Origin of the sequence: Megasphaera hexanoica (assembly GCF_043520715.1) — a bacterium.
GTDB classification, from domain to species: Bacteria; Bacillota; Negativicutes; order Veillonellales; family Megasphaeraceae; genus Megasphaera; species Megasphaera hexanoica.
This window is the reverse complement of sequence record NZ_CP171361.1, coordinates 1,811,122-1,835,875: the sequence shown is the minus strand read 5'-3', so window position 1 is coordinate 1,835,875 and position 24,754 is coordinate 1,811,122. Positions and strand designations below refer to the sequence as shown.

25 protein-coding genes and 1 pseudogene are annotated in these 24,754 nt (G+C 51.8%); 22 read left to right on the top strand and 4 right to left on the bottom strand.

Features of this window, described 5'->3' with window-relative positions; translation table 11 throughout:
- The first annotated feature begins 18 nt into the window (after nt 1-18).
- The gene (locus ACGTIC_RS09100; protein ID WP_113855856.1) at nt 19-1,218 is read left to right on the top strand and encodes an MFS transporter; all 1,200 of its coding nucleotides are present in this window, start codon (nt 19-21) and stop codon (nt 1,216-1,218) included.
- 133 nt (nt 1,219-1,351) lie between these two features.
- Here ACGTIC_RS09100 and ACGTIC_RS09095 read toward each other — a convergent pair whose 3' ends face one another.
- Entirely contained in the window at nt 1,352-1,951 is a 600-nt protein-coding gene (locus ACGTIC_RS09095; RefSeq protein WP_059075815.1) for a nitroreductase family protein, read from the bottom strand.
- Nucleotides 1,952-2,034: 83 nt separating this feature from the next.
- A complete protein-coding gene (locus ACGTIC_RS09090) occupies nt 2,035-2,901 on the bottom strand; it encodes a LysR family transcriptional regulator (RefSeq protein ID WP_059075816.1) in 867 nt (288 codons plus the stop codon).
- A 138-nt stretch (nt 2,902-3,039) separates the two neighbouring features.
- Here ACGTIC_RS09090 and ACGTIC_RS09085 point away from each other — a divergent pair, with 138 nt between their 5' ends.
- The 7 genes and pseudogenes from ACGTIC_RS09085 (at nt 3,040) to ACGTIC_RS09055 (ending at nt 11,279) form a co-directional block, all read left to right on the top strand.
- Nucleotides 3,040-3,624: a chromate transporter gene (locus tag ACGTIC_RS09085; protein ID WP_059075817.1), complete on the top strand. Its 585-nt coding sequence runs from the start codon at nt 3,040-3,042 to the stop codon at nt 3,622-3,624.
- 17 nt (nt 3,625-3,641) lie between these two features.
- On the top strand, nt 3,642-4,214 hold the full coding sequence (locus ACGTIC_RS09080) for a chromate transporter (RefSeq protein ID WP_113855857.1): 573 nt from the start codon (nt 3,642-3,644) through the stop codon (nt 4,212-4,214).
- A gap of 14 nt (nt 4,215-4,228) precedes the next feature.
- Complete coding sequence (locus tag ACGTIC_RS09075; RefSeq protein ID WP_113855858.1) at nt 4,229-4,471, top strand: twin-arginine translocase TatA/TatE family subunit; 243 nt, start codon at nt 4,229-4,231, stop codon at nt 4,469-4,471.
- 334 nt (nt 4,472-4,805) lie between these two features.
- A pseudogene (locus ACGTIC_RS09070) lies at nt 4,806-4,981 on the top strand (IS200/IS605 family transposase); the annotation flags it as partial.
- Between the two features lie 35 nt (nt 4,982-5,016).
- Nucleotides 5,017-6,126, top strand: coding sequence for an IS200/IS605 family element RNA-guided endonuclease TnpB (tnpB, locus tag ACGTIC_RS09065; RefSeq protein WP_394542126.1), 1,110 nt, complete (start codon nt 5,017-5,019; stop codon nt 6,124-6,126).
- Nucleotides 6,127-6,630: 504 nt separating this feature from the next.
- Nucleotides 6,631-8,799, top strand: coding sequence for an ASKHA domain-containing protein (locus ACGTIC_RS09060; protein ID WP_162816247.1), 2,169 nt, complete (start codon nt 6,631-6,633; stop codon nt 8,797-8,799).
- Nucleotides 8,800-8,816: 17 nt separating this feature from the next.
- Complete coding sequence (locus ACGTIC_RS09055) at nt 8,817-11,279, top strand: homocysteine S-methyltransferase family protein (protein ID WP_394522246.1); 2,463 nt, start codon at nt 8,817-8,819, stop codon at nt 11,277-11,279.
- A gap of 34 nt (nt 11,280-11,313) precedes the next feature.
- On the opposite strand, the gene ACGTIC_RS09050 is transcribed toward ACGTIC_RS09055, so the two are convergent.
- Nucleotides 11,314-11,451 (bottom strand): hypothetical protein, encoded by a 138-nt coding sequence (locus tag ACGTIC_RS09050; RefSeq protein ID WP_162816248.1) that lies wholly within the window; start codon nt 11,449-11,451, stop codon nt 11,314-11,316.
- A 113-nt stretch (nt 11,452-11,564) separates the two neighbouring features.
- Between ACGTIC_RS09050 and ACGTIC_RS09045 the strand changes: the two genes are divergently transcribed.
- From ACGTIC_RS09045 to htpX, 3 genes are all read left to right on the top strand, one after another.
- Nucleotides 11,565-12,203, top strand: a complete 639-nt coding sequence (locus ACGTIC_RS09045) for a site-2 protease family protein (protein ID WP_059075822.1) — start codon at nt 11,565-11,567, stop codon at nt 12,201-12,203.
- Nucleotides 12,204-12,258: 55 nt separating this feature from the next.
- Complete coding sequence (locus ACGTIC_RS09040) at nt 12,259-12,804, top strand: hypothetical protein (protein ID WP_075582374.1); 546 nt, start codon at nt 12,259-12,261, stop codon at nt 12,802-12,804.
- Nucleotides 12,805-12,919: 115 nt separating this feature from the next.
- A complete protein-coding gene (gene htpX, locus ACGTIC_RS09035; protein ID WP_075582373.1) occupies nt 12,920-13,774 on the top strand; it encodes a zinc metalloprotease HtpX in 855 nt (284 codons plus the stop codon).
- Between the two features lie 73 nt (nt 13,775-13,847).
- Here htpX and ACGTIC_RS09030 read toward each other — a convergent pair whose 3' ends face one another.
- Nucleotides 13,848-14,588, bottom strand: a complete 741-nt coding sequence (locus ACGTIC_RS09030; protein ID WP_059075825.1) for a type I 3-dehydroquinate dehydratase — start codon at nt 14,586-14,588, stop codon at nt 13,848-13,850.
- A gap of 248 nt (nt 14,589-14,836) precedes the next feature.
- On the opposite strand from ACGTIC_RS09030, the gene obgE reads away from it, so the two are divergent.
- From obgE to ACGTIC_RS08975, 11 genes are all read left to right on the top strand, one after another.
- Nucleotides 14,837-16,108: a GTPase ObgE gene (obgE, locus tag ACGTIC_RS09025; protein ID WP_113855861.1), complete on the top strand. Its 1,272-nt coding sequence runs from the start codon at nt 14,837-14,839 to the stop codon at nt 16,106-16,108.
- 11 nt (nt 16,109-16,119) lie between these two features.
- Nucleotides 16,120-16,413: a YhbY family RNA-binding protein gene (locus ACGTIC_RS09020; protein ID WP_059075827.1), complete on the top strand. Its 294-nt coding sequence runs from the start codon at nt 16,120-16,122 to the stop codon at nt 16,411-16,413.
- A gap of 7 nt (nt 16,414-16,420) precedes the next feature.
- A complete protein-coding gene (gene proB, locus ACGTIC_RS09015; protein ID WP_257536672.1) occupies nt 16,421-17,557 on the top strand; it encodes a glutamate 5-kinase in 1,137 nt (378 codons plus the stop codon).
- 14 nt (nt 17,558-17,571) lie between these two features.
- Nucleotides 17,572-18,825 carry a glutamate-5-semialdehyde dehydrogenase gene (locus tag ACGTIC_RS09010; RefSeq protein WP_113855862.1) on the top strand — a complete coding sequence of 418 codons (1,254 nt, stop codon included), beginning with the start codon at nt 17,572-17,574 and terminating at the stop codon, nt 18,823-18,825.
- A 144-nt stretch (nt 18,826-18,969) separates the two neighbouring features.
- A complete protein-coding gene (gene nadD / locus ACGTIC_RS09005) occupies nt 18,970-19,587 on the top strand; it encodes a nicotinate-nucleotide adenylyltransferase (protein ID WP_113855863.1) in 618 nt (205 codons plus the stop codon).
- A complete protein-coding gene (gene yqeK, locus ACGTIC_RS09000; RefSeq protein WP_059075830.1) occupies nt 19,569-20,174 on the top strand; it encodes a bis(5'-nucleosyl)-tetraphosphatase (symmetrical) YqeK in 606 nt (201 codons plus the stop codon). The genes nadD and yqeK overlap by 19 nt, the downstream gene beginning before the upstream one ends.
- A complete protein-coding gene (locus ACGTIC_RS08995; RefSeq protein WP_083501444.1) occupies nt 20,167-21,120 on the top strand; it encodes an LCP family protein in 954 nt (317 codons plus the stop codon). Before yqeK ends, ACGTIC_RS08995 begins: the two co-directional genes overlap by 8 nt.
- A 40-nt stretch (nt 21,121-21,160) precedes the next feature.
- Complete coding sequence (rsfS, locus tag ACGTIC_RS08990; protein WP_059075831.1) at nt 21,161-21,541, top strand: ribosome silencing factor; 381 nt, start codon at nt 21,161-21,163, stop codon at nt 21,539-21,541.
- 1 nt (nt 21,542) lies between these two features.
- The gene (locus tag ACGTIC_RS08985) at nt 21,543-22,409 is read left to right on the top strand and encodes a S1 RNA-binding domain-containing protein (protein WP_075582368.1); all 867 of its coding nucleotides are present in this window, start codon (nt 21,543-21,545) and stop codon (nt 22,407-22,409) included.
- 417 nt (nt 22,410-22,826) lie between these two features.
- Nucleotides 22,827-23,066: a DUF3311 domain-containing protein gene (locus ACGTIC_RS08980; RefSeq protein WP_113855864.1), complete on the top strand. Its 240-nt coding sequence runs from the start codon at nt 22,827-22,829 to the stop codon at nt 23,064-23,066.
- Between the two features lie 23 nt (nt 23,067-23,089).
- Entirely contained in the window at nt 23,090-24,553 is a 1,464-nt protein-coding gene (locus ACGTIC_RS08975) for a sodium:solute symporter (protein WP_113855865.1), read from the top strand.
- Nucleotides 24,554-24,754: the final 201 nt, after the last annotated feature.

Below are 24,754 nucleotides of genomic sequence, written 5' to 3'. Positions count from 1 at the left end.
CAGAAAAGAGGGGATTTTATGAATTGGAAAGTCGTTCTGGCTATTCTGACCTGCAACATCCTCTTTATGTCATTCAGCTATACGATGCTCATTCCCTTCCTGCCAATCTATCTCACGGACGAATTGGGCGTTCTGCCGGGAGATGTCCACCTCTGGTCGGGCATTGTATTTTCCTCCACTTTTCTGGTCAGTACCATCATGGCACCCATCTGGGGAAAGCTGGCTGATGCCCACGGAAAAAAGCCTATGGCTATCCGGTCCTGTCTGTTTTTGTCGCTCAGCTATTTCTGCGGCGGCCTGGTCACCTCACCGGAACAGCTGACACTCATGCGGCTCCTCCAGGGGTTTGCCTACGGATTGTGGCCTATGGATCTGGCCATTATGACACTCTATGCTCCCGAAGACAAGCTTGGGTTCTGCCTGGGGACCATGCAGGGGGTCATGACGGCCGGCAGCGTCCTGGGACCGCTGTTTGGGGGCATCCTGTCCGATTTGTTCGGCATGCGCTTTTCTTTCTTTATCGCCGCCTTTTTCCTCTTTATAAACGGCCTCATGTTCATCTTCTTCATCAAGGAGCCGCCCGATCCGGAAAAGGACGAAGCCGGAAAGACGCGCCACCTGTCCCAGCTGGACGTATTGCGCCAGCCCCTCCTGCGCAATATGCTGGTATGCGGAGCACTGATCCAGATGGTCATTTTCATCCTCCAGCCCGTCCTGTCTACGTATATCACCAGTCTGGCCGGTGATATTCCCAATCTGGCCCTTACGACAGGATTCGTCATTTCCCTGTCCGGTGTTTCCGGTGCCATCGCCGCGCCGCTGTGGGGAAAGGCAGGGCAGAAGAAAGGCTTTATCCGCATCCTCACCGTGTCGATTTTTGTCACCGCTATGGGAGAAGCCCTGCAGGGCCTTCCCAATACGCTGGCAGCCTTTTCCGTGACTCAGTTCACCATCGGCCTCTGCTTTTCCGGCATCAATCCGGCTCTCAACGCCATCATGGCCCAGCATACGCCGCCAGATTTCAAAGGACGTATTTACGGTCTGCTGTTTACGGCCCAGCAGCTCGGCTCCATGGCCGGCCCTCTTCTGGGAGGAGCTCTTGCGACCTGGTGGGGTATGAAATCTATCTTCTTCGTTATGTCGGCTATCCTCCTGGCGGCCAGTTTCTGGCTCTACCGCACCTATCACAACGAGGACCCGAAACCGGTGTGGTTCTGAGTGGTTTTTAAAGGAAATGAGCCTTCCGGATAAAAAAAGACTGCCTTCATCAGATTCCCGTCGCCGTGTTTCCTGGGTAACGGTCTGAATCCGATTCAAGGCAGTCTTTTCTGCGCTGGTATGTCTTTATATATTAAAATACGATTTTGACCCGTTCGTCGATGGGCAGTTTTTCAATCGGTCCCGGCTGGCTCAGAGGCTGGCCGAAGGGCATCTGGGCGATGAGCTGCCACGAGGCCGGTACGTCGAATTCACTGGCCAGGGCTTCGTCGATGAGCGGGTTGTAGTGCTGCAGGTTGGCAGCCAGGCCCATATTGGCAAAGAGTGTCCACAGGGCATACTGCATCATGCCGTTGGCCTGCTGGGCCCATGTAGGGAAGTTGGCGGCATACAGGGGAAACTGTTCCTGCAGCTTTTTCACGACATCCGTATCGTCATAATAGAGGATGGTGCCGTAAGCGGCAGCAAAGGAATCGATTTTCTTTTCCGTATTGGCAAATGCTTCGGCCGGTACGACCGCCCGGAGGGTGTCTTTGGTTATCTGCCATATTTTGTCATGAGCACTGCCGTAGGCAATGATAATGCGGCCGGACTGCATATTGAAAGCCGACGGGACTTCCCGGACGACCGCTTCGATGCGGGCCGTGATTTCTTCCTGGGGCAGGGTGACATCCTTTCCCAATGTATAATTCGTACGACGTTTGGCGAACATCTGCTGTACTGTTTTTTCCATGGTATCACCTCATCATGAATATGTAATAAATAACGATTATTTATTATGTATAAAGTATACCAAAAATATCCACATAAGGCAAGCTATAATTGCAATGCCTGAATAAAACTTTCTCCCAAACTGGACAGGTATCGTCCTTTGGGCCAGATGGCGGCAATGCGCGTGCGCAGGGACGGTTCGTCGATAATTTTCACGCTCAGGTTATCGTGGGCTGCCAGATGTACGGCAGAAGCGGGCGTAACGGCGATGCCCAGACCGGCGTTGGCCCAGAGGATGGTCGTACGGGCATCGTCGTTGCGGCAGAAAAATACGGGATTCATATCCTGGCTGGTGCAGATATCCTGAAGGAGCTGGTTGAAGCGCCGGTAGATGATGAGCGGTTTCTGATTGAGTTCCCGGAGGGTAATATGAGTCCGGTCGGGACACCAGTCCAGTTCCCGGGGCAGTGCGGCCACCATCGGCTCTTCGTTGAGTATTTTACAATGGAAAGATCCGGCCTTGAACGGCGTGCGGACAATGCCGATTTCAACCAGGCCCTTGTGCAGCATATCGATGACCTCAAAGGTATTGCCATCATAAATTTCGAAATGAACGCTTTCATGCTTCTGATGAAAATCGCGCATAGCCGAACTGAGGATGACACTGCCTGAGCTCGATACGGTACCGATGTGCAGCGTTCCTTTGAGGCCCTGCCTGAAATCGCGGATTTCCCGCCTGGCCGAATCGCTGAGATTCAGGATCTGCCGGGCCCGTTCATAGAGCAGTTTTCCCGCTTCCGTCAGTTCCATGTGACGGTGCTCCCGGATAAACAAATCTACTTCCAGCTCTTTTTCCAGTAACTGTATCTGCTGGGATAGTGGCGGCTGTGCCATATGAAGCTGCCGGGCCGCTGCCGTAATCTGTCCTTCCTCGACGACGGCGACGAAATACCGGAGTTGTCGTAAATCCATGGATACCCCTTCCTTACTATATGAAAAATATATATTTGCTAAATTAAAATTATATTTTTAATATAGCACGAATGCTGGTATAATTCCAGATAGAAACGAGGAAACAATTGCACCTGTCTGATAAAGGAGGAACTACCGATGGAAGAAGAAACCACATTGGAACATCCCCGCCGGGATGCCCATTTTTTCTGGGTCTTATTTAAATCCACATTTATTATTAGTGCCTTTACCGTTGGCGGCGGCTATGTCATCGTGCCCCTTCTCAAGGCCAAATACGTCGATGAATACCACTGGATCAGCGACAAAGAAACGCTGGATATGGTCGCCATTGCCCAGTCCATGCCCGGTGTCATTGCCTGTAACAGTGCCATCATCCTGGGATACCGCATGGCCGGTATCGCCGGTACACTGACCGCCCTCATTGCGACGGTGCTGCCGCCGCTCATTACCTTGACCATTATTTCTTACTGCTATGATTTCTTTATCCAGAGCCAGATAGTCAAGATGATCCTGCGGGGCATGCAGTGCGGTGCTACAGCCCTCATGGTCAATGTAGGCATCAATCTGCTGATGAAGCAGTGCAAAAAAAAGCTCGTCCTGCCGCTGGTCATCATTGCCGCTACGTTCATTGCCAATGTCGTCTTCGACGTGAACCTCATGTATCTGGTCCTCATCGATGGCATCATCGGGCTGTTATGTATGCGTGATGCCAGGTATGATTAAAAAGGGGGAGATAGATCATGATTTACTGGCAATTATTCTGGGAATTCTGCAAAGTCGGCATTTTCTGTGTCGGCGGCGGTTATGCTTCCATGCCGCTCATCCAGGCATCGGTGGTCGATACCTTCCACTGGCTGTCTATGAGTGAATTTGTCGATATATTCACCATTTCACAAATGACACCCGGCCCGATTGGCATCAATGCGGCTACCTTTGCCGGGACGAAAATCGCCGGTCTCGGCGGTGCTGTCTGTGCGACGGCCGGATTTGTCGCTCCGTCCCTGATTCTGGGAATCATCCTGGCCCGGGTGTTCTTCAAATACGGCAATATCGGTCCCATCCGCGGCGTATTGAACGGATTGCGCCCGGCTGTCGTCGGACTGATCTGTGCGGCCAGCCTCAGCTTTGTCTGGCTCGCCGTGTGGAGCACTGAATCGGTGCCGGAAGACTTTGGGGCTTTCAGTCCGGCTGCCATCCTCGTCCTCATCCTGGCGCTGATGGCTATCCGCCGTAAAATCGGCGTCATCAAAGTCCTCATCGGATCGGGCGTCCTGGGCCTCGTACTGGGACTCATGGGCATCCTGCCTGTATAAGAAAGGAGACTGTTATGCATCTGGGAACACAAGAACTTATCCTGATTTTACTCATTGTCGTCGTCCTCTTTGGAGGCAAAAAAGTTGCCGGCCTGGGAAAGGCGCTGGGAACGAGCCTGCGGGAGTTCCGGGCAGAAGTCCGGAAAGACGATGACTCATCGTCAGAACAGACCGATACGTCACAGACGAAACCGGAAGAATCATCGGATGTATCATCAAAAGAAAACGATGAAACGTCTCACCGGCCGTCTACATAATATTGATACCTATCTAACCCTATATCACAGGAAAAGCCTGACTGACTGCCTTCTCCTTCGGCAGACCGGGCTTTTCTGCTTGAAAAATAAAGGATATACTTGATGGCAATGTAATGATTTTTAATATATATTGCCTCATATGTAAACAATTTAACCTAATCCGCCAGAAGTCCTCCACCTCTTAGGTGGGGGATGAAGGCGGGTATGGCGAATTTACGTAAGTAATTGAGCCATACCATTGCTCTGTAGATAGTTCTGTAGATAGTTCTGTAGATAGTTCTGTAGATAGTTCTGTAGTATAATTAGTCGTATATGAGAAAGAATTGATTATACTATGAAATTGGATAGCAATAACCATTCAGTATTCTTGCTCTATTACCATCTTGTTTTGGTGGTAAAGTATCGCCGCAAAGTATTCTCTATACAGAACTATCAAAATTCATCAATGCTTATAAAAGTGCCAGCTCTAGGCTGATCAAAAAAGATTTTCCAGAGGTTAGGCGTAAATTGTGAATACATAGAACATCAAGGCAGGTGAGATTATAGTGAATAAGGCATACCGATACAGGCTCTATCCAACGGCTGAACAAAAAATTATGTTTGCCAAGACTTTCGGCTGTGTCCGATTCATCTATAACAAGATGCTTGGAGACCGCCTTGATTACTATAAGGAAACCGGTAAGAAACTGAATAATACTCCTGCACAGTACAAGGAAGAATTCCCTTGGCTGAAAGAAGTGGACAGTCTTGCTCTTGCCAATGCACAGATGAACCTGAACAAGGCATATAACAATTTTTTTCGCAACCGAAAACATTTTGGCAAACCGCACTTCAAGTCTAAGAAGACAGGCCACTGCTCATATTCTACGAACAATCAGAAAGGCTCTGTCCGATTAGAAGGAAATAAGGTTAAATTGCCTAAAGTTGGTTGGGTAAAATTATGTCTGCATCGTCCCCTGATGGAAAACAGCACGATAAAGACCGTTACCATAAGCAGAACACCTTCAGGAAAATTCTATATCAGTATTTTGGTGGAGTACGAAAACCAAATACTCCCTATAATGCCGAAGAAATTTCTTGGGCTTGATTTTGCCATGCACGGTCTATATGTTGCTTCTGACGAAGATGATGCGAATTATCCAAACTTTTTGCGTAAAACCGAGAAGAGATTGGCTCAAGCACAAAGAAAACTATCCAAAAGGCAAAAAGGAAGCCACAATCGTGAAAAGCAAAGGCTTCGCGTAGCTGTGCTTCATGAGAAAATTGCCAATCAACGCCGCGACTTCCTGCACAAAAAAGCCCGCTACTTGGTAGACCACTATGATGCCATAGGTATTGAGGATATCAGCGTCAAGGCGATGGCTAAACGCAAGAAAGGCGGTAAATTCAGTTTTGGTAAGTCCGTAGCAGATAATGGCTGGAATATGTTCACAAATATATTGGAATACAAATTAGCATGGCAAGGAAAACAGCTTGTAAAGGTAGACAAGTGGTATCCAAGCAGTCAGCTATGTCATGTTTGTGGCTTCCAAAACGATGCAACTAAGGACTTATCTGTAAGGGAATGGGATTGTCCTAAATGTGGCAGTCACCATAACCGAGATAAGAACGCTGCGATAAATATACGAGAAGAAGCTAGGCGAATATCTGCCTGACATAACGCATAAAGTACCGTGGGTCGCACGGAAACTTACGCCTGTGGAGAGAGTGTAAGTCGCCACAACTCTTCAGAGTCAGTGGTGCTGTTCTCGTTGAAGCAGGAAGCCCCCGCCTCTATAGACGGGGGTACGTTCACTAAAAACAATTGACATATTTTATATATGGTGATATTATATGGCCATGAGTTGATCCTCATGAATGATATATCCGGGGCAATGAAGCCTTCTCTTCCTGATGGGAACGAGAAGGCTTTTTTAATAGCACCGAGGGGAAAACTCATGATACCCGCGCTGAAAGGGTCTTGCAGCCCAAGGCATGACGCTTTCAGTTTCATATACCTTTATCTCCCATATCCCAATGGAAAGGCCGTACAGACGACTCCTGCCTGTACGGCTTTTTCCTGTGTGGTTTTAGAAATCTCTTGTGTAAGAGTCGTATTCAGTATATGATAGAGAGAACATATCCTATAGAATGTGATACTAATGAAAGGGAGCAGGACCATGAGCGATATCCGCATTATTACAGGGCATACGACCCGGTTCAACCCGGACCAGACATTGCGCCTCCTGGGATGCCGGTCAGGCAGTGATGCCTGGGACCGGACAAAAAAAGATGTAATGGAACGAATACCGGTCCTGCGCCGCATCATCCGTCCCAAAGGGGCTTTTGCCATGAAAGAGGATGAGGGTAAAACCTGGATATATGCCATGATGACGCTGGGAGGAGCCATTACGGCGTATACCGGCCGCCTTCGCGAAGAGGGCGATGCCGCAGCAGCCCTGCTCTTAAACGCCATGGCAGACAGCAGCCTGTTTTCCTTTGAAGAAGAACTGCAGCAGGCTCTCCGGTCTTTTTGCCGGGAAAAAGGGTGTGGCATCTCCCGGCGGTATGAAATCGGGACGGACCTGCCACTCCCGTGGCAGCAGCGTGCCTATGACTGCCTGGCTGCCCGGCGTACGCTGGGACTGACCATGACGCCGGACTATATGGTCGTTCCGGAAAAGTCGCTGAGTCTTGTTTTTTCCGTGAGTCCGGACCCTGAAGAATTCCATGCCGGCCATGACTGCCGGCAGTGCGCCCACAGGGACTGCCGGCTCCGGCAACAGCCGTACGGAACAGAAACCGTTGTTTCTGCCAGTCCGGCCTTTCAGGAATACACCTGTCCTGCCGGACAGAATCTGGCCGTTTCCCTGCGTGGGCAGGGAGAGCTTCCTGCCCTGTGCGGTGGCAAGGGCACGTGCGGGCGCTGTGGTATCCAGCTCGTCGAAGGGGATCTTCCCGTCACGCCGGCCGACCGGAATTTTTATTCCGGAGAAGAGCTGAAAGACGGCTGGCGCCTGGCTTGTCAGGCCGTTCCTGCCGCACCGGTCCGGGTGCGTCTGCCCGTACATCGGGAAGGACAGATGACCGGCCTCCATCAGGAGAAGGCGGCCGCTGCCGTCCGGACCAGCGGAGACTATGGCCTGGCCGTTGACCTCGGTTCGACGACCATAGCCTCATCACTCGTATCCCTTTCCGATGGGACTGTACTGGATTCGGCAAGCGCCGTTAACCGCCAGCGCACTTTTGGTGCCGACGTTGTCAGCCGCATTGCTGCCGCTTGTGACGGACAGGCTGACGAGTTGCAGAAGCTGGCTATGGACAGCATAGAAGAAGTGCTGCATAAGCTGCTGGCTCCGTATCCCGGAATGAGGCAGCAGCTGCGGCGCATGACCCTGGCCGGGAATACGACCATGGAGCATCTCCTCATGGGATGGTCCTGTAAGGGGCTGGGAAGCTGGCCGTTCCAGCCCGTATCGCTAGGAGGAGTCACCCTGCCGGCAGCGGAACTATTTGGCAGGGTACTTCCCGATTCCTGTATGCTTACCATACTTCCCGGCTTTAGTACCTATGTGGGGGCCGATATTGCCTCGGGGCTCATTGCCTGCTCTATGGACCAGAGCAATACGAACAGCCTGTTCCTCGATTTGGGGACCAACGGGGAAATGGCACTGGGAAATGGCGATGGCATTTTTGTCGCTTCCACGGCAGCCGGGCCGGCCCTTGAAGGCGGACAGCTGCGCTGTGGCATGAGCAGCGTTCCCGGAGCTGTCTGCAGTGTGACATGGAATGGATCCGGACCGGTAGTCCGTACGATCGGCGATATTTCCCCCCGTGGACTGTGTGGTACCGGCGTGATAGAAGCCATGGCAGGCATGGTAGAGCATGGAATCGTGGACCGGCACGGGACGCTCAGGGAGCCGTGGTTTACAGAGGGATTTCCTCTGGCTCAGGGAGCAGACGGCACGCCTGTCGTGCTTACCCAGCGTGATATCCGCCAGATACAGATGGCAAAAAGCGCTATCCGGGCCGGTATATCCGTCCTTCTTAAGACAGCCGGCCTGCGCGAAGACGATGTGAAGACAATCTGGCTGGCCGGCGGATTCGGCTATTATCTTAAGCCGGAAGCAGCCGCCTCTATGGGACTCATCCCGCCGTCGTGGGCAGCCAGGACCCGTGCTGCCGGCAATACGTCTCTGCTGGGGGCCGTACAGGCCCTGACCGATGGCAGAGCCGTAGAACGGATGACATCGTTCATTCAGAAGGGAAGGGAAGTCGTCCTGGGAAATACGGCGGATTTCCAATCATTATACATACAGCATATGGATTTTACCGATGGAACGATATGATAGATATGGGGAGATAGATGATGACACGAGATGAATTCAGACAGTTATTGGAACAAGGTGTTTTTATCCTTGACGGTGCCACTGGTACCAACCTGCAGAAAGCCGGCATGCCCGTCGGCGTCTGCCCGGAACTATGGATTATGGAACATCCGCAGGCCATACAGGACCTGCAGCGCCAGTTCGTAGAGGCCGGTTCCCGCCTGGTCTATGCGCCGACTTTTACGGGCAACCGCATCAAGCTGGCCGAATACGGCCTGGAAGACCGGCTGATAGAAATTAATACCCGGCTGGTGCAGCTATCCAAAGAAGCCGTAGGGGACAAGGCCCTGGTCGCCGGCGACATGACCATGACCGGCCAGCAGCTCTATCCCATGGGAACGCTGACTTTTGAAGAATTGGTTGACGTATATAAAGAACAGGCCCGCGCCTTATATGAAGCGGGCTGTGATGTATTCATCGTCGAAACGATGATGAGCCTGCAGGAAACGCGGGCTGCCGTACTGGCTATCCGTGAAGTATGTGACCTTCCTGTCATGGCAACTCTCACCTTTGAAGCAGACGGCCGGACGCTCTATGGGACGCCGCCGGAAGCGGCCGTCGTCGTCCTGCAGGAACTGGGCGTCGATGCTATTGGCACCAATTGTTCCACCGGCCCGCTGGATATGGTGGAACGGATCCGGGCCATGTACCGCTACGCGACGGTGCCGCTCATAGCCAAGCCCAATGCGGGCCTTCCGGAAATCGTCGATGGGAAAACGGTCTATCAGACGACGCCGGAAGAATTTGCCCGTGATGCCCGTCTGCTCGTCGAAGCCGGCGCCCGCATCATCGGCGGCTGCTGTGGCACGACGGTGGATCATATCCGGGCCCTCCATGATGCCGTCCGGGATATGCGTCCCCAGCCTGTATCGGCAGTGAAAAAGCGCGCCCTGGCATCCGAACGGAGCGTCGTGGAAATCACCCTGGACGGCCCGTTCCAGGTCATTGGTAAACGCATCAATCCGACGGGAAAGAAAAAACTGCAGGCCGAACTGCGCGCCGGCAGCATGGCCATGGTCCGGTCCTTTGCCCGGCAGCAGGAAAAAGACGGTGCCGCCGTCCTCGACATCAACATGGGAACCAATGGCATCGATGAAAAGGATATGATGATACGGGCTGTCTATGAAGTGACGGCTGTTACGGGGCTGCCCCTGTGCATCGACTCCAGTTTCCCGGAAGTCATTGAAGCGGCCCTGCGCATCTATCCCGGCCGGGCTCTCATCAATTCGATTTCTCTGGAAGGGAAAAAGTGCCAGCGCCTGCTGAAGGCGGCTAAAAAATACGGGGCCATGTTCATTGCCCTGCCCGTATCGGACGCCGGCCTTCCCAAATCGGTTGAAGAAAAGCATGACATTATCCGGTCCCTTATCAGACAGGCAGAAGCAGCCGGCCTTGCCCGGGAAGACATAATCGTCGATGGCCTCGTCGGTGCCGTAGGGGCACTGCCGACGGCGGCTCTCGACTGCCTGGCCACGTTCCGCTACTGCCACGACGAATTGCAGATACCGACGGTCTGCGGTCTGTCCAACATTTCCTTCGGCCTTCCGGGACGGATTTATGCCAATATGACATTTTTGTCCATGGCGATTGCCAGCGGACTTACCATGGCCATTGCCAATCCTGGACAGGACCTGCTCATGAATGCCGCTGCGGCAGCCAACATGCTGATGAACCGTGCCGGCAGTGATCTGGCCTATATCCGGCGCATCCGCTATGTGGAAAAGAAAGAAGAGGAAAAGCGGCAGCATCAGCCGCCGGTTCCCCCTGCGGGTCCTTCCGTCCAGCCGGAAGGCAGTACAAAGCAGGCCGGTTCTCCGGTCAATGGGAACCCCGTATACCAGGCCGTCCTGAACGGGGAAAAGGACACGATCATCTCTTGTACGAAAGAAGAACTTCACAAGGGGACGGGTCCGGAAGACATCATCAACCAGCTTCTCATCCCGGCCATCAATACAGTAGGCCAGCTCTACAATGACCAGTATTATTTCCTGCCCCAGCTCATCGCCAGCGCAGCCGCCATGGAAACGGCTATCCATCATCTGGAACCGATGATACAGCGCAGCAGTAGTGAAAAACTGCCTACCATCGTCGTGGCAACCGTAGAAGGCGACGTCCACGATATAGGCAAAAATCTGGTAGCCCTCATGCTGCGCAACTACGGCTATGAAGTCATCGACCTGGGCAAGGATGTCCCGGCATCGGCCATCATTGAAAAAGCGCTGTCGGCCAAAGCGGCTGTCGTCGGCCTGTCGGCGCTCATGACGACGACGATGATGCACATGAAAGATGTCATTGCCGAAGCCGTCAAACGCCATTATGACGGTAAAATCATCATCGGAGGGGCTGCTGTAACTCCCAGTTTTGCCGACGAAATCGGTGCCGACGGTTATTCTAAGGATGCGGCGGACTGCGTGAAACTCGTAGGCCGGCTGCTCAAGTAACCGGTCATCATTGTCAAAAATCGGACACATTGTTCTAAACGGCCTTGCTGTCTCCTGCCGGGGAGTGATATAATTTCAACACTGGGGACCAGGCGTCCGGACGCCGTATGCCGACGCGGCCCATGCCAGCGGGTTCGCGCCGTTGTATCTGACGCGGGGCAGCATGAAACATAACAGTACCCTTATTTGTTGTAACGAAGCAGACCTTTACCGGCCTGCTTCTTTCTGTTATGATAGGTATACGGCCATATGTTTCTGGCCAACTCATCTATGAGGAGGAAAATTATGTTTCATTTCGATATACTGTCTCTCGTTGCCGCTATACCAGGGCTGCTCATGGCTCTTGTCATCCACGAATATGCCCATGCCCTGATAGCCGATAAAATGGGGGATTCTACGCCGCGCATGACGGGAAGGCTCACGCTGAATCCCATTGCCCACATCGATCCCATCGGCCTTATTATGCTGCTGGTTGCCCAGTTCGGCTGGGCCAAACCGGTCATGATTAATGCCAATAATTTCCGCAACTGGCGGAAAGGGGAAATCTGTGTGTCCCTGGCAGGACCCTTTGCCAATTTCATCCTGGCCCTCGTCATGTTTGCCATACGGATGATCCTGTACTGGAGCGGCATCCGCATGCGCAGTCTGGATTTGGTGCTGGATTTGATCATCATCTATAATATCAATTTCGGCATCTTCAATCTCATTCCCCTGCCGCCGCTGGACGGGTCGCGCCTCATCACGGTCTTTCTGCCGACAGAATGGGCGATACGCCTGGCCAGTGTGGAACGGTACAGCTTCCTTTTGCTGATCGTCCTCATGGCGACACCCGTATTCAGTTACATCCTGATTCCCTTGCAGCGCCTGATTTATCTGATTGATTACACGATTGTACAGGGGCTGTTTTATTGGATTTTCGTTTGACTCTGCAAATTCGTAATGCCATATGCCATGGCCTATGAGGAAGGAGGAATTCTTTATGAAATGGAAGACACGTCTGGCCGTACTGGCTGCCGCCATGTATATACCTGCCGGTGCGCTGGCTTTTGATTATAATCTGTCTATTGATGAAATCAGCGAACATCCCCTGACGGCGTATAATACGGTGTACCTGGGGATGCCCAAAAAGGATTTTGCCCTCAATTTTTCTATCCTGCCCGACTGGACGTTCTATGGAAGTGACGGCACGACGGAAAAAGCCGAACGGTCGGTGACCCAGGATGGCGTTACCGTCATCGAAGGGCTGTCTATCGAGACGGCCGATGGATCCCCGGCGGGACGGGTCCTGGCGTTTGAAAATTACTTCAGGACGACCAACCGCAAGACGGCCCGCGATATGTACGCCCGCCTGTCGGCAACGATTTATTCCAATATGGAAGACTTTCCAGCGAGCCAGAATAGTAAAGAAATCCGCTGGATACAGAATGATGTTACCATCGTGACCCGGCTCGATGACAAAAAAGACGGCGAAGGGTATTATACGGTCCTCATCCGCCGCTATAATAATCACGTCCTGTCCGAATAGTGATGCATAGAGAATATGAATCGAACATATTGACAGAATGACTTTTTCTGTTATAATATAGTAAATTCGGATTTTACCTTTTGACTTTTGATTTTTTAGAATAGAGGAGAGTAGTATGAACCGTTTAAAGACAGTCTTTCTCATGACTCTGCTGGCGGTGATTATGATGGCCATTGGCAGAGCGTTTGGCGGTGTTCATGGCATGACCGTCATGCTCATTCTCGCAACGGGGATGAATTTCTTTTCCTACTGGTTCAGTGATTCCATCGTCCTGCGCATGTACCACTGCCAGCCCGTAGGTCCGGAACATCGGCTCTACCACATCGTAGAAGATCTGGCACAGCGTGCCGAACTTCCCATGCCCAAAGTATATATCATGCCGACGGAAGTCCCCAATGCCTTTGCTACAGGGCGCAACCCGTCTCACGCGGCCATCGCGGCGACGGAAGGCATCCTCGACATGCTTGATGATGAAGAAATCCGCGGTGTCCTGGCTCATGAAATGTCCCATATCCTGCACCGGGATATCCTCCTGAGCACCGTCGTGGCTACTTTTGCCAGCGTTATTTCCTGGATTGCCAATATTGCCCAGTGGGCGGCTATATTCGGACGCGGCAACGATGATGACGACAATGGCGGCATCGTCGGCCTCCTGGTAACGATCATCATCGCTCCGATTGCGGCGACGATTATCCAGCTCGGCATCAGCCGGACACGGGAATATATGGCCGATGAAGAAGGCGGCCGCATGATCGACGATCCCCTGGCCCTGGCCCGGGCGCTTGCCAAGATAGACAACTACGCCCACTATCAGGTGCTGCCAGGTGCTTCTAAGACGACGGCACACATGTGCATCATCAATCCGTTTTCCGGTATCCAGTCGGGGCTGGCCAATCTGTTCAGTACCCATCCGCCGACAGAAAAGCGGATTGAACGCTTGAAAGAATTAGATTATGAACTGCATGGCTGATGTCATACACAAAGGAACGGGCCTGCCGCGTTATGGGCAGGCCCGTTCCTGGGTTCATACCATATATGTTCAATCAAAGCCCCTTTTCATCGAGGACCCGGCGCAGATCCGTGCAGGACGGTAATGAATCCGTTTCTTCGTTGACGGCTGCGTAAAGTATGGGCGAATCAAAGGTGTTCCCTTTCAGGAGTTCCGCTTTGGCAACCGGGCCAGTTGGCTGGATGATGACCTTGAATTCGTAATTTTCCTGTAAAAATGCGCGGACAGCCTGACGGACGGCATCGATATCATCCGTCGTCTGTGCCGGGAAGGTGATGTGGAATGTACGGGCTTCCAGGTCAGACAGACCGGTCAGGCGCTGTTCCAGGGATGAGGCCTCTGACGCATTGGTCAGGGACAGGGAAATGATCGGAATCAGGCCCGTATCCATACATTGTTCCGACAAATCATCTATGAGATCGGGGTCTGTATCGGCGGCGATTTCCAGTGCATCGGGAAGGCCGCTGCGCAGGGCAAAGGTCATGATGTCACGGTAGTCCCGTTCGGTACGGCAGTATTCAGGCAGATCTTTTTTTTCACATTTAAAAATAAACGTCCCTTCATTGGTTGCCTGGGTGATCATCAGCAGGGCATTCCACAGCTGGGACAAATTGGGCAGGCCGTTAAAGGTGCCGGCATTGTACTCAATGATGTCATGCGGTTTTTCCCGTATCTGCTGGCAGCTGTAACAGATGTCACCCACTGTTGCGCCAGTACAGGGAACACAGATAATCGGTTTTTTCCGGTTCAGCCGGATATTTGCTAAATTAGCCATACAAAGAACCTCCCATTGATATGTATCATACAATATCAAGTATAGTGTACCACGTTATGGATATTTTTGCACCGTTTGACTTTTTCCGGTGTTTCTGCCCGGCTGGAAAGCTCCGGGCACTATTTATTTTACTTTTTTTTCGCTATTTTAGCAGATTCTATCATTTCCGGCGGCGGTTTATGGTATAATATAATTCAATGCTTTTTTATATTTTAGTCACTGTTCCTTTTTTTCGATGAGGTGTAAATATGTTTATAGACAGAGCAAGAATATTTGTGCAGTCCGGCAAGGGCGGAGACGGGATGAGCAGCTTCCGTCATGAAAAGTTTGTACCCAAAGGCGGTCCCAATGGCGGTGACGGCGGCCAGGGAGGAAATGTCATCCTCGTGGCTGACCGCAATGTGAATACGCTGGTAGATTTCCGCTATCGCCGGTTGTTTAAAGCCAAACCGGGCGGAAAAGGCCAGGGGAGCAATAAATTCGGCCGCGACGCCGATGACCTGCTCATCCCCGTACCCGTCGGCACGGTCGTGCGCGATGAAGAATCGAACACTCTCCTCGCTGACCTGAGCCACGACGGACAGCAGGCCATCGTCGCTAAAGGCGGCCGCGGCGGCCGGGGCAACTATCATTTCCGTACCAGTGCCAACCGGGCACCAACCTTTGCTGAACGGGGGGAACCGGGGGAAGAACGCTGGCTGCGCCTGGAACTCAAAGTACTGGCCGATGTAGGGCTTCTGGGGTATCCCAGCGTAGGAAAATCGAGCATCCTGCGCAAAGTATCTGCGGCTGAACCGGAAGTAGCAGCCTATCATTTCACGACGCTGAACCCCATCCTCGGCGTCGTCGATCTGCCGGATCAACGCAGCTTCGTCATGGCCGATATTCCCGGCCTTATCGACGGGGCAGCCGAAGGCGTCGGTCTGGGCCATGATTTCCTGCGCCATATTGAACGGACGAAAATTCTCATCCACGTTCTCGACGTGTCCGGCAGTGAAGGACGCGATCCCATCGAGGATTATGAGAAAATCAATGGTGAACTGGCAAAATACAGTGAAAAACTGTCGCGGAAACAGCAGGTCATCGCAGCCAATAAAATCGATTTATTATCTGATGATACGAATCTGAAACGGCTCCAGCAGTATATGGATGAACGGGGCCGGGACGTATTCCCTATCTGTGCTATGTCCGGCGAAGGATTGCCGGAGCTGATGGAATATGTCTGGAAACTGCTGGAAACGTATGTGGAAGAACCGGACGAAACGGATGAAGAGGTCATCTATAAACCAGAAGAAAAACCGGATTTTGAAATTCATCGCGACGATGATGGTGCCTTTGTCATTACCGGCCCCCGGATCGAACGGCTCGTCGCCATGACGAATTTCGATGATGACATGTCCCTGCGCCGGTTCCAGCGTATCTGGCGTTATATGGAACTGGACAAGATGCTGCAAAAAGAGGGCATCCAGGAAGGCGATACGGTGCGCATTTATTCCATGGAATTTGAATACCGCAAATAAGGAGATAGAATATGAATAATAAAGATAAAAAACAACTCAAGGCACTGGCCAGCCAGATGCCGTCGGTCATCCAGATAGGAAAGGAAGGACTGTCCGACGCCGTCATCGATAGTGCCCGGGCTGCCATTACCGCCAGAGAACTGGTCAAGGCCCATGTGCTCAATAATGCCGACCTCGATACGGCGGAAACCATGGAAACACTGGCAGGTATGCTGGGAGCCGAACTCGTACAGGTCATCGGCCATTACGGTGTCCTGTTCAAAAAGAAGAAAGATAAATCGCATTACGACTATATTAAAGAGTAGGACAGTGATGGAAGTGGACTGCAAGCAGAGAGATTTTACCAATAAAAGACGCATCGTCGTCAAAGTAGGGTCCAGTACGATTTCTTATGAAAACGGCAAGCTCAATTACCGGCGCATCGAACATCTGGTCCGGGAACTGGCCGATTTGCAAAATCAGGGGAAAGAGATGATCCTCGTCAGTTCCGGTGCGACCAATGCCGGTCTGGCCCCGCTGCACCTGGACCACCGGCCGCGCAGTATCCGGGAAAAACAGGCGGTGGCAGCTGTCGGACAGGGCGTACTCATGCATACCTACGAAATGATGTTCCGCGAATATGGACAAATCGTAGGACAGGTACTTTTGACGCGGATGGATTCCCAGGACCGGAGCAAGTTCATGAATTCCCGCAATACGCTCCTGACCATGCTGGAGATGGGAATCATTCCTATCATCAATGAAAACGATGTCGTCGCCGTCGATGAATATAAAATCGGCGATAACGATACTCTTTCTGCTATGGTCAGCGGTCTCGTCGATGCCGATCTGCTCATCCTTCTCTCCGATATCGACGGGTTATACACGGACAATCCCAAAACACATCCGGAAGCGACCATCATTCCCGTCGTCCATACGATTGATAAACACATCTATGAAATCGCCGGTGATGCCGGATCCAGTATGGGCACTGGCGGCATGCATACCAAAATCCAGGCAGCCTCGATTGCTACTGCGGCCGATGTCGATATGGTCATCGCGTCGGGCAGTGAAGACGGCATTATCAGCCGCATCGTCGGAGGAGAAGCCATAGGTACGCTGTTTAAAGCCAAGGATACGCCTCTTCACTCCAAGAAGCGATGGCTCGTTTCGGGCAGCAGGGCGAAAGGCAGTATCGTCGTGGATAAGGGCTGCCGTGATGCCATCATCGACCACGGGTCGAGTCTTCTTCCCGTCGGGATTACGGCCGTAGAAGGTATATTCCAGGAGGGAGATATCGTCAACGTCCAGTACGATGGCATCATCATTGCTAAAGGGATAGCCAACTACAGCAGCATCAATATCAATGCCATCAAAGGCGTCCAGTCTTCCGATATTCCTAAAGTACTGGGCCATGACGGCATTTATGAAGAAGTCATTCACCGCGATAATCTCGTGGCTATGTATTAAAGGGGGAAGAGGCTATGGAATCAGAAGCCGTCCGGAAAGCCCGGGCAGCCCGGCAGGCATCGTATGCTCTGGCCAATGCGGATACAACAGTAAAAAATAATGCTCTCACCTATATTGCAGATGATTTGCTGGCTCAGGCCAGTTCTATTATGGAGGCCAACGCAGCCGATGTAGCGGCAGCCCGGGAAAAGGGAATGAGCGACGCCATGATTGACAGGCTGACCCTGACGCCGGACCGCATCCGGGGAATGGCTGAAGGAGTCCGTCAGGTCATTGCCCTGCCAGATCCCGTCGGGCAGACGCTGGCATCCTGGGACCGTCCCAACGGCCTGCATATCGATAAGGTGACCGTTCCGCTCGGCGTCATTGCCATCATCTTCGAATCCCGCCCTAATGTCACTGTCGATGCGGCTGTCCTGTGTCTGAAATCAGGTAATGCGACCGTATTGCGCGGAGGCAGTGAAGCCATCCATTCCAACGTGGCTCTGGCGGGAGTCATCCGCCATGCCATTGCACGTGCCGGCCTTCCGTCCGATGCCGTTACGATTATGGAAAATACCGACCGGGCCCTGGTCGGCGAACTGCTGACACTGCGCCAGTACATCAATCTGGCGATTCCCCGCGGGGGAGCCGGTCTGATCCGCATGGTCGTCGATACGGCGAAAGTTCCGGTCATCGAAACGGGAAGCGGCGTCTGCCATGTCTACGTCGATAAAGATGCCGACCTCGACATGGCCGTCAGCATCATTGAAAATGCCAAAGTATCCCGTCCCTCTACGTGCAATGCCATGGAAACACTGCTGGTCCACAAGGACGTCGTCCAGCCGCTTATGGAAAAGCTGGTACCGGTCCTGAAGGCCCGCCATGTTGAAATGAGGGCCGATACGGCTGCCAGAGAAGCTGGCGGAACGGGCATAGAAATGGCATCAGAAGAAGACTGGCGCACGGAATACAATGCCCTCATCATGTCTATCCGCACGGTTTCATCTCTCGATGAAGCGCTGGATCATATCCGCCGCTACAGCACCCATCATTCAGAAACTATTGTCACGGAAAATACAGATACGGCGGAACGATTCCTGCAGGAAGTCGATTCAGCAGCCGTGTATGTCAATGCCTCGACGCGGTTTACTGACGGCTTTGAATTTGGCTTTGGCGCAGAAATCGGCATCAGCACGCAGAAACTCCATGCCCGGGGACCGATGGGACTGGAAGCGCTGGTCAGCTATAAATATCTGATCCACGGTAAGGGACAGATCCGCCAATGATGCGATGCCTGCGCGGATACGTGCGGACGCTGCGTCAGTATGCGTCCTCGCCGAAGACGCAATATGAGTATAAACATTACGCCATTTTTTTGCTATTATATATAATAGTAGTGGCTATTATCTGGGGAGGTATGTATATCTATTATGGAAATCACTAGATTGGGTGTTATGGGCGGAACTTTCAATCCGATCCACCTGGGACACCTGATGATAGCCGAAGAAGCACGGGAAGCGTATTCGCTGGACCGCGTCCTCTTTATTCCTTCATACATTACCCCTCATAAAGAAGTACACGGCGCTACGGCACGACAGCGGCTGGAAATGACGCGTCTGGCGACGGCCGATAATCCCTATTTTACGGTCAGCGACATGGAAATACGCCGGAGAGGACCGTCGTATACGTTGGATACACTGCGTTTTTTAAAGAAATTGTACGGCCCCAGTCATGAATTGTATTTCATTTCCGGTACGGACACCATACAGGACCTTCCGAACTGGAATCATCCGGAAGATATATTACGTCTGTGCCATTTCATCGGCGCAACCCGTCCGGACGGTACAGAAGCCATCATGCCCGTCGTCCGGCATTTCGGCAGTCTGGGACATCACATCCTGAAGCTGTCCGTACCGACCATGGAACTCTCTTCGACGGAACTGCGCCGGCGCATCCGGGAAGGCCGCAGCATCCGCTATATGATTCCCCGGGCCGTTGCAGACTATATCAGGAAGAATGGGATATATCAATGTACAGCACAACGTTAAAAGAAGAAATAAAAAGTGATTTAAAAAGCATATTATCTGCCCACCGGTATAAGCATGTCCTGGGCGTAGCCAAGGCAGCCCGTCAGCTGGCTTTGCGTAATGACTATGATCCCGATAAAGCTGAAACGGCTGGTCTTCTGCACGATGCGGCCAAGCAGCTGCCTCTGGAGGAAATGCAGGAACTGGCCCGGCAGTCTTTCGGCGACCGTCTCGATGATGCCATCATGACAAACGGCGGCCTGCTCCATGGGTATGCGGCCGTCACCGTTGCCCGCACGAAGTATCACCTGACCGACGAGGAATTTCTTGCAGCCCTGGCCCATCATACGACTGGGGCAGAAGTTATGGGGACACTGGAAAAGATCATCTTTGTTGCCGATTACATCGAAGAAAACCGTGATTTCGACGGCGTAGAACACCTTCGCGAATTGGCCGCTGCAGACCTGGACCAGGCGGTCCTTGCCGGATACGATTCGACCATTTCCCATCTGCTGGAACAGGACAAGCTTATTTTTGCCGGCACGGTCATCAACCGCAATGCCCAGATTCTGGCGATGCAGAAGAAGGGGAGACAGAAAAATGGGTGAAACGCAAAAGAAAGGGAAGACGCGGAACAAGCGTCGCCGGACCGTCAGCCCGGATGAACGGAAACGCCGGTTCTGGCACAGATTGGGAATGGCAATCCTCATCGGGCTGGCTATCATTGCCGGTGTACTGGCCTGGTTTCATTTCCGTCCGTCACCGGCAAACGAAGAATTTGCCCAACAGAGTCCGGATATACCTCTCTATGTGCTGGTTATCGGTGTCGATGAAGAAGCGGCGCCGCGGACGAATTTCGTCGGACTGGCAGCCGTCAATAAAGAAAAGAAGACCGTTGATTTCATCATGCTGCCCAATAACACCAAGATTGAAGGACGGAAGGGAAAAGGAGTACAGGCACTGCAGGATATTTACACCGAAGGCGGGATGAGCCTTACCCGGGCTGTCGTAGAAGATATCTTCCACATCCGCATTCCGTATTATATTTCTTTTACGCCTGAATCGTTTGCCCGGATGATCGATATCAATGACGGCCTGCCACTGTATGTAGAAAAACCGATGTACGGGGAAACCAGCGATGGGGCGGTTGATTTTAATCTCGGTCAGGGATACCAGCTGCTTACGGGGCGGGAATCTGCCGGCTATATGAGTTATAGTGACAAGGAAGGCCCGCTTTTCCAGGCACTGCGGCAGGAACGATTCCTTAAAGCGTTTTATGAAGACCGGGAAACCCACTTTGGCATAACGAATGCGGTAAACGCATACCGCGTCTGGCACGACGTAGATTCCAACATATCGGCCAAAGACATGGCACGACTTGTCTGGACATTCCGCAATGTGCCCGTGTCGGACATTCACTTTTACATGCTGCCCGGCGAAATTGCCAAGAGTGGAGAAACGAAAACGGCTACATCGGATACGTTATGGAATTTTGATCCCGTAGAAGTACAAAAGATTATCGGGACGAGCAGCCATGCCATAGCCAATGAATAGTACGGCGTGGATGGGATAAAAAAGGAGAAGATAGAAAGAAATGCCATTAGTAATGAAAGAACAGACACACGACACAAAGGAAAAGACTTGTTATGAAATCGCAGCCCAGGCTGCATATGACAAAAAAGGCTGGGATATCATCATCCTCGATATGATGACGGCATCGATCATGGCCGATTATTTTGTCATCTGCAGCGCCCGCAATACCCGTCAGGCCCAGAGTATTGCCGACAACGTGGAAGAAGAACTTGAAAAGAACGGATACACGGTCCGTCATGTCGAAGGCTACCGTTCCGGCCGCTGGATCCTCATTGATGCCGGCGATGTGGTGACCCACGTTTTTGTCGATCAGGACCGCAGCTATTATGAACTGGAAAATCTCTGGTGCGATGCACCGCGGATTCCCTTTGAAGGAGAATAAGATGAATCAACTTTTGCAGGAAAACAGTATCGCTGCCCTGAAAGTGCTCCGTCTCGGCGAGATGGGCGCCTTCCTCGATGGCGGTACGGGCAATACGAATGATGATATCCTGCTGCACAAAAATCAGCAGACTCATCCTGTTGCTGTCGGGGATACGGTGACCGTATTCCTGTATCATGACCCGTCAGGCCGGCTGACTGCCAGCATGCGCCTGCCAAAAATCAAAATCGGTCAGATTGGCTATGCCCCTATCATCAACACGACCCGTTTCGGCGCCTTTGTCGATGTCGGGACAGAGCGGGGGATTTTCATGCCCTTTGCCGAAATGAAGGGACGGCCGAAAGAAGGGGAATATGTATGGGTCCGTCTCTATGAGGATAAATCCCATCGTCTGGCCGTTTCCATGGAAGTAGAAGACGAAATGCGCCGCGCTTCCCGGCCGGCGACCGATGCCAGGATTGGCGACTGGGTAGAAGGTGCCGTCTATAATATGAACGACCAGGGTGCCTATATCATGACCCGGGAACGGTGGATTGCGTTCCTGCACCGCAGCGAGTTCCATGGCCCTATCCTGATTGGCCAGATGATCAAAGGGCGCATTACCTACCTGCGGGAAGATGGCCGTATCAATATTTCTCTGCGACCGGTCAAGGAAAAGGCGATGGATGAAGACTGTGCCCAGATTGTAACATTCCTGCAGAGCCGTAAGGGGAAGATGCCCTACAGTGATTCGACGGCACCGGCTGTCATCAAGGCAAAATTTGGCCTGAGCAAATCGGCGTTCAAGCGTGCGCTGGGGCATCTCATGAAAGAAGGGAAAGTCCATCAGGAAGATGGCTGGACCTATCTCGATGAGCAACAGTCCTGAGTGCTATGTGATTTCTTTGCAAAAAATGCATATATGAGGCGATTTAACTTTTAAAGTGCTTTTCTGATGAGCAACAGAGTTTGTCCGATGGACAAACTCTGTTTTTTTATGTGGTATGTCCCGGGGAGCAGGAAAATCCTTGAGTATGGTTCATACATATTGTATACAAAATTCAATTCATACTAAAAATATAGATTAAATAGGCAATTTGATAAAAATATAATCATTTATTTTAAAAATTTAAATTGTTTTTCCGAAATACCCTTGAAAAAATTTAATAAATGTTCTATACTTTAATCATTCAGTGAACTGAATTCTTCGGGAAATAAAAAAATAAAATGAATATTTTAATATTGTAAAAGAATATTCATGCGAACTATGTCCTGAAGGAATACCAACTGGAAAGGAGAGAGGTATATGCGAGTGTTGATTACAGCCATACCATTCATCTGGTCCATCTTCTGTCTTCCCTTTGTCAATGTGGCTCATCCTTACGTGCTGGGGCTTCCCTTTGTCGCCTTCTGGGAACTGGCAGGAATCATCATTTCCGTAATCGCATTGCAGCTTTTGTGGAATGTGGACCACAAACCTGGCGGTATTGCCTCAAAGGATCATTTGTACATGGATCCGAACGTCAATCGTGATGACATCAAATAAGTGCAAGAGGGGATGTGAACTGGATGGATAATTTCGGTGCATTAATCATTTTATTTGCTTTTATTATCGGTATCTCTATTCTCGGTGCTATTCCGGGCCTGAAGGATAGAAAAATGAGTGCTGAAAACTGGGCTGTCGGCGGCCGTAATTTCGGGCGCTGGCTGAACTGGTTCATTATGTGCGGGGAAGTATACACCGCCTTTGCTTTCTTAGGTGCCAGTGGGTGGGCATATGCCCGTGGGGGCCCTACCTTCTATATCCTGGCTTATGGCGGTCTGGCATATCTCGTCGGTTACCACGTATTGCCCCGTGTCTGTGCGCTCGGCCATCGTCATAAATTAGTGACCCAGGCAGACATGGTAGAATATCTCTACAGCAGCCGTCCCCTTGGGATTTTCATTTCCTGTGTCGGCGTCGCCTTCCTCCTGCCGTATCTGCAGCTGCAGCTTACTGCTCTGGGTCTTATCGTGGAAGTCGCTTCTCTCGGAGCCATCGGCCGCGTCCAGGCCATGCTCATCGCCTTCGTCATGGTTGCGGCATTCGTCTTCCTGAGCGGCTTGAAAGGTGTTGCTTCTACGGCAGTATTTAAGGACGTCAGCATGATCGCTGCTATGCTGATTTTTGGTATTTATCTTCCGTATCATTACTGCGGCGGTTTCTCTGAAATGTTTACAGCCGTAGAATCGATTAAACCCGATTTCCTGACTTTCCCTGGCGGCACGAAGAACCTCGATGTGACCTGGGGGATGTCTACCATCGCACTGACTGCCCTGGGTTTTTATATGTGGCCCCATTTTTCGACCAATACGTTCAGTGCAAAAGACCCGGACGTACCGCGTCATAATGCCATTTATCTGCCCTTTGCCCAGCTAGCACTGATTTTCCCAATGCTCGTCGGCTTTACGGCAGTCATCGTATACGCCAGCAATCCGCTGCCTCGTACCGATATGGCATTCCTGTTCCTCGTAAAGGATACGTTCCCGACATGGGTACTGGGAATCCTCGGCGGTGCCGGCGCTCTGGCCTGCATGATTCCCGCAGCGGATCTGCTCCTTTCTACGTCGCTGCTCATTTCCCGCAACATTTATGTACGCGGCTTCCGTCATAACGATGAACATGTTACACCGGAACACATGAAGAACGTAGCCCGGTATCTCATCCTCATCCTGACGGCTGTTGCTCTTTACCTTTCCATTTTCCATGCCAACCTGCTGGTCAATCTGCTGCTCACGGGCTATGCCGGCGTTACTCAGTTCTTCCCGATTATCGTACTCGGCCTGTTCTGGAAAAAAGCCAGCAAGCTCGGCGCCGTCTGTGGCCTCATTGTCGGAGAATTCCTGGTATTCTTCCTCATCCTGAGCAAAATGGATCCCGTTGCCCTCGGTTCGGTCCATATCAATGCCGGATTCTTTGCCCTGTGCATCAACACGCTTGTCTTCGTCATCGTCAGCATGATTACTTCGTCGGGCAAGACGAAGATGATTTAACGGTCTCTATCCTCATGATTGACAACTCCCACAAGATTTGCTATGATTAGTGGCATGAAAGCCGATGAAAGAAAGTAGTATGCAGTCCGCCACAGCGAGGCAGGGAAGGTGTGAGCCTGCCAGAAGGAGTGCAGAAGGCATTCTGAAGGCGGCAGCCGGAAGCCGTTGTGGTGTGTATGGCTGCATAAAGTGAGCGGGTCA